A 13,496-nucleotide genomic window follows, 5' to 3' on the forward strand; every position below is an offset into this window, starting at 1 on the left:
GGCGCACGCCTGGCGCGCTCCCGCGCGAACGTGTATCGACGGCGCCTCAACCTGGTGCAGCCGGCGCCGCGGCGGGCGTCGCATCGAGCTGCGCGATCACCGCGGCGACGCGTTCCTCGAGCAACTGGAAGTCGTACGCCTGGGCCGCCTCGTCGAACGCGCGCCAGCGCTCGCTGCCGATGTCCTCGGGCGCAAGCGCTTCCATCAGACGCGCCACCGCGCCGAGCTGCCCGCTGGCCGCCGCCGTCGCGAGTGCGCGCAATTGCTCGCGCACGCGCCGCGCCGCGCCGGCCGCGAGCGGCGTCAGTGGCTGGCCGGCCTCCGTCGCTTCAGTCGGCACCTCGACCAAGCGCAGCCGCACGCCGGCGTAGTCGACAAGCGCTCGGTAGACCTGCTGGAACGGGTACGGCTTGCCGATGAAGTCCTGGAAGCCCTTGCCGATGTAGAAGCGGCGCTCGTGCTCCAGGCTGGACGCCGAGACCGCCACCACCGGCAGCGCCGCGGTGAACGGATCGGCGCGCAGCCGCTCGATCAGCTCGACGCCGTCCATGTGGGGCATGCGGATGTCGCTGAACACGATGTCGAAGCGCTCGGAGCGGCAGCGCGCCAGGCCCTCGATGCCGTCGAACGCCTGCATCACCGTGCAGCCCACCTCGCGCAGCAGGTTGACCAGCACGTCGCGGCTGTCGGGGTCGTCCTCGATGACCAGCACCGTGCACGGCGTCGCCGGATCGAGCACCTGCGCGCCCGCGCCCACCGGCGCGCCGGACGCCGACAGGCGGCTGGTCGGCAGCGGCAGCCAGAAGCGCACCTGCGTGCCGTGGCCGGGCGTGCTGGAGACCGTCAGCTCGCCGCCCATCGCGCGCGCCAGGTCGCGCGACAGCCCCAGCCCGAGCCCGGTGCCGCCTTTTTCCTGGCCTGCCGCGCCCTGGCGGAACGGCACGAACAGGTCGGCCAGGTCAGCGTCGGCGATACCCGGGCCGGTGTCGTGCACCTCGAACCAGACGCGATCCGCATGTTCGCTGTCGCGCCACACGTGCAGGCCGATGTGGCCGCGCTCGGTGAACTTCAGCGCGTTGCCCAGCAGGTTGCTGACGATCTGCCCCAGCTTGTTGCGATCGCCCTCGACCACCGTGGGCACCGACAGCGACAGCTCGCTCTGCAGCGTGAGTCCCTTGGCGCGGGCATGGGTGCCGTACAGCGCGTCGACGTCGCGCAGCTCCTGCATCAGGTCGAACGGCGCGGAGAGCACCTGCAGGCTGCCCGACTCGATCTTGGCCAGGTCCAGCACGTCGTTGATCAGCCCCAGCAGCCGATTGCCGGCGCCGTGGATGACGCGCAGGCGCGATTGCGTCTCGTCCGGCAGCTTGCGATCGGCCATCAGCAGCTGCGTGAAGCCCAGCACCGCGTTGAGCGGCGTGCGGATCTCGTGGCTCATGTTGGCGAGGAACACGCTCTTGCTGCGGTTGGCGCGCTCGGCGTCCTCCTTCGCGGCCTCGAGCGCCGCGATCATGCGCCGGCGCTCGCTGACGTCGCGCAGCACCGCCTGCAGCAGCTTGTGGCCGTTGTGCTGGAACAGGCTGATGGTGATCTCGGCGTCGAACTCGCTGCCGTCGAGGCGGCGGCAGCGCCACTCGAACGTCTTCATGCCGCCGCGCTTGATGTCGGCCAGGTGCACGCCCGCCATGCGCGTGGACGACTCGCCGTCCGGCTGCGTCCCGGGCGCGAACAGCGCCATCGAGCGCCCCAGCAACCCGCCGCGGCCCTCGGCGCCGAGCAGCTCGGCGGCGCGTCGATTGCAGTCGATGACCACCGCGTGGCGGATGATCAGGATGGCGTCGCCGGCGGTCTCGAACGTCGCCCGGAAACGCGCCTCGCTGCTCTTGAGCGCGAGGTTGGCGGCCTGGATCTCCGTCATGTCACGCGCGATGCCGACGACGCCGATGACCTCGCCGCGATCGTCGCGCACGGCCGTCTTCGTGACTTCGAGCTGGCGCGTGCCGCCGCCCTCGGCCGAGTGCTCGGTCTCGTGGAACACCAGGGGTTCGGCAGCCGCCAGCGTGGCCTGGTCCTGCTCGGCGTAGTACGCGGCCCGCTTCCAGCCCATGTCGTGGTCGGACTTGCCCAGGACGTCCGCCTCGCGCGTGCCCTGGAAGCGCTCGAACTCCACGTTGACGGCCAGGTACGCGCCGGCGCGATCCTTCATCCACACCTGCTCGGGCAGGCTGCGCAGCAGCGCGCGCAGGCGCGCCTCGTGCACGACGAGGTATTCGCGCGATTCGCGCAGCAGCACCTCGGTGCGCTGGCGCTCGGCGACCTCCACCGAGAGCTTTCGATTGGCGTGACCGAGGCGCTCGATGGCGACGAGCACGCTGCGCCGCGAGCGCCAGCCGCCCAGCCCCGCGGCCACGAGCGCGATCGCACCCGCGCCGGCGACCGCCAGCATCGCGAAGTTGAAGTCGCGCTCGCGCAGCAGCACCTCCACCTCGGGCACGCGCTGCGCCACGTAGACGTCGAGCTTCTCGAGATCCATGTGGCGCTTGACCAGCACCTGCGGTACCGCGTCCTCGTCGATGCGCTGCAGCTGCGGCGCGTCCACCGGATCCCAGGGATGGATGTGCAGCCTCGGCAGGATGTCCGAGCGATAGCGCGCCGCGCGCTCCTGCGGCGTCAGCTGGAACACCTTCGCGCCGTCGAGCGCCTCGAGCAGCAGGCCCGGGTTCTGCGACATGATCACCACGCCCAGCGAGTCGACGACGAAGGCGCCCTGGTGGCCGACCATCGAGGCCAGCGACAGCGTGTCGCGCTTGACGACCACCGCGCCGAGGAAGCGGTTGCCGTCGAAGATCGGGGCCGAGAAGTACATGCCCGGGATGCCCGTGGCCTTGCCGACCGCGAACAGCCGCGCACCGTGCTCGAGCTGTGTCTGGCGGAAGAAGGACGGATCGGTCAGGTGCTGGCCGATCACGCTGTCCGCGCTGCCGGCATCGCTGGACGCGACGCAGTTGCCGGCGTCGTCGAGCAGGTAGATCAGGTCGGCGCCGAGATCCTGGTAGGACGCGGCGAGGAAGTCGTTGACGGCGGCGAGTTCGGGCTGTGCCCTGAGCGTGCCGCGCAGCGCGGGCACGGGGTCGTCGACCAGCGACGCGCCCGGTCCGGCCGCGACGACCCCGCGGCGGACGGCGGGCAGCCGCGCGAGCACGTGGGCGACGCCGTCCAGTTGCGCGAGCCCCTGGCGCAGGCCGTCCTCGACGAGCACCTCGCTCGCGAGCGCCTGCGTGCTGGCGGACTGGACGATGCCGTCGAGCCGCTGCCGATAGTGACGAGCGTTCAGCTCCCACGCCGCGGCCGTCCACGCGAGCATCAGCAGCATCACGATCAGCGCCCAGCGGCGCGCCCACGGCGTGCGCAGCACGGCGCGCACGTCGCCGGCGGCCTCGGCAGGCACGAACGGCGGGATCGACGAATCGGGCGTCGCGGCGGACGTCTGCTCCGTCATGGGGTCACACCCTTGAACGCATGCCCGTCATCGTCGTCGGACGCGGCGTCGGCGGCAAGCGCGTCGCGCACGCGAGCCTCCAGGGTCGTGAAATCGTACTGGCGCAGGTCGGCTTCGAGCTGCGCCAGCAGGCCCTCGGGCAGCGATGGCGGCGGTGCGGCGGCCAGCGTCGCGAGCCGCTCGCGCACCTGCCTCATCGAACCGGTGGCGGCGCCGTCGGCCAGGCTCGCGAGCTGGGCACGCAGCACGCTGCGGCGCACCGCGCCCGCCGCCGCCAACGCGTCGCGCTGCAGGCGGTCGCAGGCCTCGACCGCGGCGGCCGGATCGACGTCGACCCCGTGGGCATCGTCCGGCGCGGCCACCAGCCGCGCGCCGGCATGCAGCACCAGCATCTCGTGGATCGCGGCGAATTCGTAGGGCTTGCCGACGAAGTCCTGGAAGCCGCGCTCGACGTAGTAGCGCCGCTCGTGCTCGAGGCTGGATGCGGACACCGCGACCAGCGCCAGCCCGCGCGTGCGCGGATCCGCGCGCAGCGCCTGCAGCATCTGCAGGCCGTCCAGGCGCGGCATGCGGATGTCGCTGAAGACGATGTCGAACGGCGCATCGTCGGGCCGCGCCCGGCACGCGGCCAGGCCGGCCTCGCCGTCGACGGCCGCCTCGACCTCGCAGCCCGTCTGGCGCAGCAGCGTCACGAGGACGTCGCGGCTGTGCGGATCGTCCTCGACCACCAGCACGCGCAGCGAGCTGCCCGGCGCGAGGCGCTGGCCGCCGACCAAGGCGGGCGCCGCCACGCCCGCGCGATCGACCTGCGCCATCGGCAGCCGCAGCCGCACCGTCGTGCCGCGGCCCTTCTCGCTGGCGACCGTCAGTTCGCCGCCGAGCGCCTGCGCGATGTGGCGCGACAGGTTCAGCCCGAGCCCCGTGCCGCCCTTGTCGAGGCCGGCCGCGCCCTGGCGGAACGCCGTGAAGATGCCGGCCATCTCGTCGGCGTCCATGCCGGGGCCGCTGTCCTCGACCTCGACGAGCGTGTCGCCGCCGGCGCGCCAGGCGCGCAGCGCGATGTGGCCCGTGTCGGTGAACTTCAGCGCGTTGCCCAGCAGGTTCAGCACCACCTGGCCGAACTTCGCGCGGTCGGTGACCAGGCCGCACTCGTCGTCGAGATCGATGTCCAGCCGCAGCGCGAGGCCCTTGGCCTGGGCGCGCGGCTCGAACATCGAGAAGACCTCGCCCAGCTCGCGCCGCAGGTCGATCGGCGCCAGGTGCACCTGCAGCGCGCCGGCCTCGATCTTGGCCAGGTCCAGCACGTCGTTGATCAGGCCCAGCAGCCGCTGGCCGGCGGCGTAGATCACGCGCAGCCGGTCGCGCGCGTCGGGGACCTGGCGGCGGTCCTTGATCAGCAGCTGCGTGTAGCCCAGCACGGCGTTGAGCGGCGTGCGGATCTCGTGGCTCATGTTGGCGAGGAACTGCGACTTCGCGCGGCTGGCGGCCTCGGCGCTCTGGCGCGCGTCCTGCAGCAGTGCCTCGGTGCGGCGATGGCCTTCGATCTCGTCGCGCAGGCGCGCGTTGGTCTCGCCCAGGTCGTGCGTGCGTGCCTCGACCTGGACCTCGAGCTGCTCGCGCGCGTCCTGCAACAGCTCGTCGCGGCGGCGCCGCGCCGCGAGCAGCGCGGTCAGCAGCGCCGTGAAGGCGAGCCCGCTGGCCAGCACTGACGCCTGCAGCCAGCCCGGCCGCGGCATCGCGTCGGCCCACGCCGGGCGCGCCAGCATCGTCCAGCGGCGATCGGCCACGCGGATCTCGTGGCGCACCGACACGCCGGCGTCGATGCGGTCGGTCAGGTCGTCGCGCTGCGCGGGCTCGATGATGCGCAGTGGCCGGCCGGCGCTCCAGAGCAGCGCGGCGCTGCGCGGCGCGTCGGGATCGAACAGCAGCAAGGTCTCGTCGTGCGTGCCCATCTGCGCCACCGAGGCCTCGAGCAGCGCGGCGAGATCGAGCGTGGCCGCGACCATCCCGCGCACATGGCCGGGGTCGCTCGGCCACAGCCTGGAGACCGCCTCGTTGTCGACCGGGGCGTAGAGCGTCTGCACCAGCTTGCCCTCGGGGCTGTTGGCGACGGTCGACAACGGCGGCGTCGACGACATCGCATGCCCGGCGACGGCGCGCGCCAACGCGGTGCCGCGCTGCGCGTCGTGCGAATCGTCGAGGCCGATCAAGGCCTCGCGGCCGGCCGCGGGATCGGTCCAGGCGACCGGAAAGTAATCGCTGCGCAAGCCGGCGCGCACCACGCTGCCCTGCGGATCGATCTCGCGGATCGACGTGCCGTCCAGTCCGCTGGGCGAACTCTCGAAGGCCTCGCGCAGCGCGATCGTCACGCGCGGCAGCCACGCGAACGTCGACTGCCACGGACTGCGCGCCAGCAGCGGCGTGGAGACGCTTCGGAACTCGTCGGGGCCCACGTCGATCTTGTAGAAGTAGTGCTGCAGCGTCTCGAGGTCGCGCGCCGTCAGCTCGACGTGCGTCTGCAACGTCATCGCGAGCCGGCCCGCGTCGGCCTTGAAGCGCTCGGTCTGCGCGTCGCGCACGCTCAAGCCCACCGCGAAGGTGCAGAACGCCGTCAGGCCCAGGCCCAGGCAGATCAGCGGGAACGGCTGCACGGTCAGGCGGTCGGTGCGCAGGCGCGGGTGGAACAGCAGCAGCAGGACGGGCGTGACCACCAGCATGCCGGCGACGTCGCCCAGCCAGCCGGCGACCCAGCCGAACAGCGGCTCCGCGTGCGGCGCGACGGCCAGGCCCAGCCACGCGAACGACCCGACGCTGGCCGCGACGAGACCGCACAGCGCGACGGTCAACGCGTAGCGCAGCGTCTGCCGAACAGGGTTGCGCGGCAGCTCGCGCGGCAGCGACCGCAACGCCCACGCCGCGAGCAGGGCTTGCGCCAGCTCGCCCAGCGTGACCAGGATCGCGACACGCGCCGCCGCCGCATCGAAGGCGCCGAACGAGCCCACGCCCTGCAGCCAGTTGGCGGCGAGCAGGCCGATCGCCAGGCCCGCGAGCGCGCGCCGGCCGAACACCATCAGCGCGGCCAGCGCCAGGCCGGCGGCCAGCCAGTTCGCGGCCAGCCAGTTCGCGGCCACCGGGCCGGGCACGATGGACAGCCACAGCCCCAGTCGCGCGACCGCGCCGATCGCCCAGGCGAGACTGATCGTGAGCAACAGGTGACGTCGAACCGGCAACCGCAGCACCGCGTGTCTCCTCCCGGGGAACGAGGCAGGAATGCCTTCGCGGCGGATGATAGCGTCCGGCTGCGTTGCGGATGAGTCGCGAAATGCCGTGGCGCGCGGACTTGCGGTTTATCGCCACTTCGGCGCCTCACGCGCCGCGAGATGGCGTGCCGCGAATCTGCTACCTTGCCGCCATCGCCTCACGAGAGCCGCCATGTCCGACGATCCCTCCGACTTCTTCGCCCCGCCGCCCTTCGACCCGTCCACCGCCCGCGCCACGCTCGCGCGCGCGCTGCGCGACCTCAAGCTCGCCGAGCTCAACGGCGCCTTCGAGCTGAACGGCCAGCCGGTGGTCAAGGCCCGCGTGGAGGGCGCACTGCTGAAGCTGGACGTCGCGAAGAAGCCCTCGCGCTCGCCCGACTGGGAGCACACGGATGCCAACGATCACGCCCGGCTGAGGCGCTTCATCGACGACGTGAAACGGCGCGTGTCGCGCTGGAACGAAGGCCGCGACGCCGACTAGTTCGCCGCCGGCCCGACGACGATCACGAAGTGCTTGCGCAGCGTCTCCAGCACTTCGAACGACCCCGCGAAGCCGGCCGGGATCACCAGCGCCTCGCCCGCGCCCGCCTCGGTGAACGTGCCGTCGGTCGCGTGCAGGCGGCAACGGCCGGCCAGCACCACCATGTATTCGTGCTCGGTCGGATCCATCTGGATGCGCCAGCGGCCGACCTCGCACTCCCAGATGCCGGCGACGAGCCCGGCCGGCGCGCTCTCGTACAGCACCCAGGTGCGGCGCTCGGGCGCGCCGATCTCGCGGCGCTCCTCGCGCGGGAAATCGATCTCGGGCGGCGTGGCGGGTGGGTCGAACTTGACGATGGAAGCCATGGAAAGTCTCAGCGGATGGTCATGGGAATGGTGACGGGGCCGTCGTTGACGAGGTGCACCTGCATGTCGGCGCCGAAGCGGCCGCTGGCCACGCGCGGATGGCGCTCCGCGGCCAGGCGCAGCACGGTCTCGTAGAGGCGACGGCCCTGCTCCGGCGGCGCCGCGCCGGTGAAGCTCGGCCGGTTGCCGCCGCTCGTGTCGGCGGCGAGCGTGAACTGGCTGACGATCAGCAGCCCCGCGCCGGGCACGTCCTGCACGCTGCGGTTCATCTTGCCGGCATCGTCGGAAAAGATGCGCAGCTTGAGCAGCTTGGCGACGAGCTTGTCGGCCTGTGCGTCGGTGTCGGCCGGCTCGGCGCAGACCAGCACCAGCAACCCGGACTCGATCGCGCCGACGGTCTCGCCGGCGATGTCGACGCGCGCCTCGCGCACGCGCTGGATGACGGACAGCATCGTGAGTCGCTCGCTCAGGAAGACGCCGCCGCGCCGCCCGCGGCGGGCTCGTCGACGTAGGCCTCGACGTCGTTGGGCAGCAGCTGGATCGTCGTGCGCAGGCCGGCGACGTCGCGCATCAGCGCGCGCTCGACGTCCGCGCGCAGCGCCGCGGCGCGGCCCAGCGTCCAGGCGGACGGCACGTGCATGTGCAGGTCGACGAAGCGGCGCTGGCCGGCGCGCCGCGTGACGACATGGTCGAAACGGATCGGCTGCGTCTTGAACACGTCCAGCGTGCGGTCGATCTGCGCGCGCACCTCGGGCTCGACGGCCATGTCCATCAGCCCGTCGGCCGAGCGCCAGACCAGCGACACGCCCTCGCGCACGATGTTGCCCGCCACGCACACGGCCACCACCGGGTCGAGCCACAGCCAGCCGGTGAAGTGCACGCCGACCAGGCCGACGACGACGCCGACGGACGTCCACACGTCGGTGATCAGGTGCTTGGCGTCGGCCTCCAGCGCGATCGAGCGCTCCTGCGCGGCCTTGCGCAGCATCGCGAACGCGAGCCCGCCGTTGAGCGCGGTCGACGCCAGCGACAGCGCGATGCCCAGGCCGATCGCCTGCACCTGCGCCGGATGGAACAGCCGCTCGCCGGCCGCGCCGACGATGGCGATGGCCGCCGCGACGATCAGCACGCCCTCGAAGCCGCTCGAAAAGTACTCGGCCTTGTGATGCCCGTACGGATGGCCTTCGTCGGGCGGCTGCGCGGCCCACGACACCATCATCAGCGCGAACACCGCGCCGGCCAGGTTCACGAGCCCTTCGATCGCGTCGGACAACAGGCTCACCGAGCCACTGACGTACCAGGCGCCCGCCTTCAACGCGATCGTCGCCACCGCGACGACCGCCGAGACCTTGAGGTACGAGCTGACTTGCATGGACGCATTGTCGCCGGTCGCCCGCGACCGCCGCCGCCCCGCGCGCTACGGCGCCTGCATCCCGTGCTCGGCCGCGAAGCGGCGCGCGGGCGCGCCCTGCAACTGCTCGATCAGCGCCCGCGCCGCGGCCTTGTCGGTGCTCGCTTGCCCGACGGCCGCGACGTAGGTCGTGAAGTGCTGGAACTCGGGCGGGAGCGTGCCCAGCACGACGACGCCCGGCACGCCCACCAGCTCGCTCATCTGCTGCAGGGCGAGGTCGGCCCGGCCGTCGACGAGCCTGTCGGCCACCAGCCCGCCGTCGACGAGCACGGCCTTGGGCCGGATCCGGTCGGCGATGCCCATGCGTTCGAACAGCTGCGACAGGTAGATGCCGCTGGAGCCGCCAGCCGCCGGATCGATGTAGGCGATCGCGCGGGCGTCCAGCAACGCCTGCCGGAACTCGTCGGCGGTGGCGATCTTCGGCGTCGGCGCCCCCTGCCGAACCGCGGCGCCGATGCCCACGCGCGCCAGCGGCTGAACCGAGCGCGGATCCACCTTGCCTTGCCTGGCCAGCGCGTCCACGCCGTCCTGGGTGACGATGACGACGTCGAAGGCCTCGCCGGCCAGGGCTAGGCGCGTCACCGCGCCGGCGGTGCCGCCCTCCACCACGAGACGGTGGCCGGTGCGCCGCTCGAACTCGGCCGCCGAGGCGTCGACCAGCGCCTTGGTCGCGCCGGACGCGAGCACCCTGAGGTCGGCGGCGAGCGTGGATGTCGCCAGCGACACGCCGGCCAGGGCGAGAAGGACGCGATGAGGGAAGGCCATGCCCCGCATCGTAGCGAAGTGGCTTGCGTCGCGGACGCGCAGCGGCCGCGTGCCGGCGAGTGAGCGTCGAATCCGCAGCGTTCGGACGGCGCCGGGGCTGCCGAGGCCCTCGATGGGCCGAGGCACGCTGACTCTTCCAAAAGCAGATGCGCCGACCGGCAGGGTGGCCGGGGACTTGGATCGCAGGCGCGACCGGCGCGACCAGGGCCATGGGTGGCGTGTGCGCCAGGGCCCCGGGCGCGGCCCGCGGGCGTTGCGCGGTCTGAAGTTGACGGGAGGCCCTGGGATTCAAGGCCGTTCAGGCCGCCGAATCCGACGCTCGGCAAGCCGGAGCGCCAAGTCTCCGGCCGCCCTGCCGCAGCGGCCATGCCGCCCAGGAACGCCCGACGCGCAGCGGCGGGCAAGACAGCGCCGCAGGCAGGCAACGAACGCCCACCAGAGCTGCCAATAAAATCTTGGAAGAACGTCCAGGGAGGGACCCAGTGATCTTCGGCATCGATCTCGGCACCACCAACAGCCTCATCGCCTGGCTGAAGGACGGCGTGCCCACGCCCATCGCCAACGTCCACGGCAGCGTGCTGACGCCGTCGGCCGTCTCGGTCGATGCCGACGGCAGCCTGCTGGTGGGCGCCACCGCGCGCGAGCGCCTGGTCACGCACCCGAAGCGCAGCGCCGCCTCGTTCAAGCGCCTGATGGGCACCGGGCAGAAGCTGACGCTGGCCGGCGTGCAGTACCGGCCCGAGGACCTGTCCGCCCTGGTGCTGCGCGCGCTGAAGGCCGACGCGGAACACGCCACCGGCGAGAAGGTCGAGGAGGTCATCATCTCGGTGCCCGCCTACTTCAACGACCAGCAGCGCAAGGCGACGCGCCTGGCCGGCGAGCTGGCCGGCCTGAAGGTGCTGCGCCTGGTCAACGAGCCGACCGCCGCCGCGCTGTTCCACGGCATCCACGAGCGCGACGCCGACGCCACCTTCCTGATCATCGATCTCGGCGGCGGCACCTTCGACGTCTCCATCCTCGAGCGCTTCTCCGGCGTGATGGAGGTGCGCGCCACCGGCGGTGACACCTTCCTCGGCGGCGACGACTTCACCGAGGCGATGGTGCAGCTGTTGGCGCGCAAGGCGTCGCTCGACGACAAGGCGCTGGCCGAGCCGGCGAAGAACGGCGCGCTGCGCTTCGCGGCCGAATCGGCCAAGCGCGCGCTGGCGTCCGCCGCCGCCTGCGAAGTCGACCTGCAAGGCCTCGGCCTGGGCAGGCTCGCCGTCACGCAGGCCGAGTTCGAGAAGGCCTGCGAGCCGCTGCTGGAGCGCCTGCGCGCGCCCATCGAGCGCGCACTGCGCGACGCGCGTCTGCGCGTGGCCGACCTTGACGAGATCGCGCTGGTCGGCGGCGCGAGCCGCATGCCCATGGTGCGGCGCCTCGTCTCGCAGCTGTTCGGCCGCCTGCCCGCGCGCCACCTCGATCCCGACCAGACGATCGCGCTCGGCGTGGCCGTGTGCGCCGGCCTGACCAGCCGCGACGAGGCCTTCGAGGAGATGGTGTTGACCGACGTCTGCCCGCACACGCTGGGCATCCGCATCAGCGAGTCCGACGGCCACGGCGGCCACATCGGCGACGTCTTCCTGCCGGTGATCGAGCGCAACACCGTGGTGCCAGCCAGCCGCGTCAAGACCGTGCAGACCGTGGCCGACAACCAGGCCAAGCTGTCGGTCGACATCTTCCAGGGCGAGTCGCGCCACTGCAGCCAGAACATCGAGCTGGGCAGCGTGGCGCTGAAGATCCCGCCGCTGAAGGCCGGCGAGGTCAAGGTGGACGTGCGCTACACCTACGACGTCAACGGCATCCTCGACGTCGACATCGCCGTGGCCGATCACGGCATCGAGCGCAACCTCGTGATCCGCAAGCTCGCGGGCGACATCAGCGACGAGGAGATTGCGCGCCGGCGCGTCGAGCTCGCCGCGCTGAAGGTGCACCCGCGCGACCAGGACCAGAACCGCCTCGTGCTCGAACGCGCGAACCGCCTCTACGAGCAACTGCTGGGCGACGAGCGCGAGCAGGTGGGCCGCTGGCTGGGGCAGTTCGAGGCGGTGCTGTCGCGCCAGGACGGCAAGGAGATCGCCGAGGCCCGCAAGCAGTTCGCCGTCGCGCTCGACACGCTCGAGCGCGGTCCCGTCTGGTAGCCGCATGACGCCCTGGCAAACGCTTGGCGTCGCCACCGACGTCGCCGTGCCCGAGCTGCGCCGGCGCTATGCCGCGCTGATCAAGGAGTTCCGGCCCGAGACGCATCCGCAGGACTTCGCGCGCATCCGCGAGGCCTACGAGGTCGTGCTGCCGCACGCGCGCCGGCGCGAGGCCTTGGCCGCGGAGCGTGCCGAGGAGGCCGAAGTCGCGACGGCGCAGGTCGAGGCCGTCGCGCAAGCCGGGATCGACGCGGTCCCGCTCGCCACCGGGGCCGCCGCCCCGGTCGAGGTGATCGCGCCGCCCCCCGTCGAGGAGACGCCTGCCGAGCAGGACGCCGAGCCCGCGCTGGCCGCGCACTTCCGCCGCTTCCACGGCCAGGCCGCGGCCGCGACGGGCAGCGACGACGAGGCCCACCTGCCCGCGCTGCGCGAGCTGCTGGCGGCGCGCACGCAGGCGACGCTGGACGACAGCCAGGCGCTCGAGTTCGCGCTGATGCGCTGGTTCATCGAGGCCGACGCGCCGCCGCTGACGCTGCTGTTCGAGACCGGCCGCGCGTTCGACTGGCATCGCCACCCGGCCCGCTTGTCGAGCTGGCTGTCGCCGTGGGCGCTGCGGCAGATGGAGGCGCGGCTGGCGCTGTCGCGCGACCTGGTCCATGCGCGGCATTTCAGCGGCAACGCGTGGCTGCGGCGGCTTCATTCGACGCGGCCGGGCAGGCTCATGCTGGTCTGGCGGCCGGCGGCGGTCGAGGCCGGGTTCTGGGCCGAGCGCTGGCGCAACGCCAGCGAGGACGCCGACGCCCGGCCGCTCGCGGCCTGCCTGAACCCCGTCGCCCTCCAGCGGATGCGCGGGCCGGCGAGCACCGACCTGCTGGTCGGCCTCGCCGTGGCAGCCTTCGCGCCGGATCTGGGGAACGCGGCCGTGTGGGCGCTGGTCGCCACCGCGATCGTGTTCGGACTGCGTCGGTTGCTGCAGGTGATCGCCAAGCTGCCCGAGACGCACCGGGCGCGCGTCGTCGCACGCGCGATCCTCGGCAACAAGATCATCGTGGGCATCGTCGCCGTCGTCGGCGCATGGCTGGCCGCCATCGTGTCCGTGACGCCGGAGCCAGGATCGAGGGCGCTCGCGGTTGCAGCGCTGTTGGGCACACCGCTGGCGCTGCTCGTGGCGTCACTCGCCTGGCGCGTCGCGGCCTGGATCGAACTCGCGCTGGCCATGCCGTTCCAGTGGCGCGAGGCGGTCGATCGCCTCGAATTCGACGGGCTCGTGCGCAGCAACGCGACGCCGCCGGGTCGGCCGTTCGGCCGCCGGCTCGGCTTCCTGAAGCGCCTCGCATCGATGCGCGCGGCGCTGCGCCTGCAGCCGCTCGAGATCGCGACACGCGAGCGGCCGCCGCGCGCCCGGCCGTTCACGCTCGTGAAGCTGGGGCAACCGGGCGGCGGTCAGAACCGCTGGCGCATGCTGTGGTTCGGCGCCTGGGTGCTGTTCGCGCTCCTGCGCCTGGTGCACGCCTTCGGCGGCGGCAACTGAGCCG

9 protein-coding genes are annotated in these 13,496 nt (G+C 72.5%); 3 read left to right on the forward strand and 6 right to left on the reverse strand.

Annotation, left to right across the window (positions count from 1 at the left end):
* Window positions 1-46: 46 nt before the first annotated feature.
* Window positions 47-3,499: an ATP-binding protein gene (locus tag LPC04_RS07045; protein ID WP_275681466.1), complete on the reverse strand. Its 3,453-nt coding sequence runs from the start codon at window positions 3,497-3,499 to the stop codon at window positions 47-49.
* On the reverse strand, window positions 3,496-6,708 hold the full coding sequence (locus LPC04_RS07050; protein WP_275681467.1) for an ATP-binding protein: 3,213 nt from the start codon (window positions 6,706-6,708) through the stop codon (window positions 3,496-3,498). The genes LPC04_RS07045 and LPC04_RS07050 overlap by 4 nt, the downstream gene beginning before the upstream one ends.
* A gap of 223 nt (window positions 6,709-6,931) precedes the next feature.
* On the opposite strand from LPC04_RS07050, the gene LPC04_RS07055 reads away from it, so the two are divergent.
* Window positions 6,932-7,240, forward strand: a complete 309-nt coding sequence (locus LPC04_RS07055; protein ID WP_275681468.1) for a hypothetical protein — start codon at window positions 6,932-6,934, stop codon at window positions 7,238-7,240.
* Here the strand turns inward: LPC04_RS07055 and LPC04_RS07060 are convergent.
* From LPC04_RS07060 to LPC04_RS07075, 4 genes are read right to left on the reverse strand one after another with little or no spacing between them, the layout of a single operon-like run.
* Window positions 7,237-7,605: a cupin domain-containing protein gene (locus LPC04_RS07060; protein WP_275681469.1), complete on the reverse strand. Its 369-nt coding sequence runs from the start codon at window positions 7,603-7,605 to the stop codon at window positions 7,237-7,239. The two genes, LPC04_RS07055 and LPC04_RS07060, sit on opposite strands and share 4 nt — an antisense overlap.
* 8 nt (window positions 7,606-7,613) lie before the next feature.
* Window positions 7,614-8,057, reverse strand: a complete 444-nt coding sequence (gene dtd / locus LPC04_RS07065; protein ID WP_275681470.1) for a D-aminoacyl-tRNA deacylase — start codon at window positions 8,055-8,057, stop codon at window positions 7,614-7,616.
* A gap of 14 nt (window positions 8,058-8,071) precedes the next feature.
* Entirely contained in the window at window positions 8,072-8,977 is a 906-nt protein-coding gene (locus tag LPC04_RS07070; RefSeq protein WP_275681471.1) for a cation diffusion facilitator family transporter, read from the reverse strand.
* A gap of 45 nt (window positions 8,978-9,022) precedes the next feature.
* The gene (locus tag LPC04_RS07075) at window positions 9,023-9,781 is read right to left on the reverse strand and encodes a molybdate ABC transporter substrate-binding protein (protein WP_275681472.1); all 759 of its coding nucleotides are present in this window, start codon (window positions 9,779-9,781) and stop codon (window positions 9,023-9,025) included.
* A 482-nt stretch (window positions 9,782-10,263) separates the two neighbouring features.
* Here LPC04_RS07075 and LPC04_RS07080 point away from each other — a divergent pair, with 482 nt between their 5' ends.
* Together LPC04_RS07080 and LPC04_RS07085 are read left to right on the forward strand one after the other, a co-directional pair.
* Complete coding sequence (locus tag LPC04_RS07080; protein ID WP_275681473.1) at window positions 10,264-11,961, forward strand: Hsp70 family protein; 1,698 nt, start codon at window positions 10,264-10,266, stop codon at window positions 11,959-11,961.
* A gap of 4 nt (window positions 11,962-11,965) precedes the next feature.
* Entirely contained in the window at window positions 11,966-13,492 is a 1,527-nt protein-coding gene (locus LPC04_RS07085; RefSeq protein WP_275681474.1) for a hypothetical protein, read from the forward strand.
* Window positions 13,493-13,496: the final 4 nt, after the last annotated feature.

The sequence above is a fragment of the Scleromatobacter humisilvae genome (assembly GCF_023231945.1).
GTDB classification, from domain to species: Bacteria; Pseudomonadota; Gammaproteobacteria; order Burkholderiales; family Burkholderiaceae_C; genus Scleromatobacter; species Scleromatobacter humisilvae.

What these genes read in the sequence shown, in the direction of transcription:
- LPC04_RS07075 (WP_275681472.1), bottom strand. Translation starts at nt 9,781, where the DNA reads ATGGCCTTCCCTCATCGCGTCCTTCTCGCCCTGGCCGGCGTGTCGCTG.
- LPC04_RS07070 (WP_275681471.1), bottom strand. Translation starts at nt 8,977, where the DNA reads ATGCAAGTCAGCTCGTACCTCAAGGTCTCGGCGGTCGTCGCGGTGGCG.
- LPC04_RS07060 (WP_275681469.1), bottom strand. Translation starts at nt 7,605, where the DNA reads ATGGCTTCCATCGTCAAGTTCGACCCACCCGCCACGCCGCCCGAGATC.
- dtd (WP_275681470.1), bottom strand. Translation starts at nt 8,057, where the DNA reads ATGCTGTCCGTCATCCAGCGCGTGCGCGAGGCGCGCGTCGACATCGCC.
- LPC04_RS07085 (WP_275681474.1), top strand. Translation starts at nt 11,966, where the DNA reads ATGACGCCCTGGCAAACGCTTGGCGTCGCCACCGACGTCGCCGTGCCC.
- LPC04_RS07055 (WP_275681468.1), top strand. Translation starts at nt 6,932, where the DNA reads ATGTCCGACGATCCCTCCGACTTCTTCGCCCCGCCGCCCTTCGACCCG.
- LPC04_RS07045 (WP_275681466.1), bottom strand. Translation starts at nt 3,499, where the DNA reads ATGACGGAGCAGACGTCCGCCGCGACGCCCGATTCGTCGATCCCGCCG.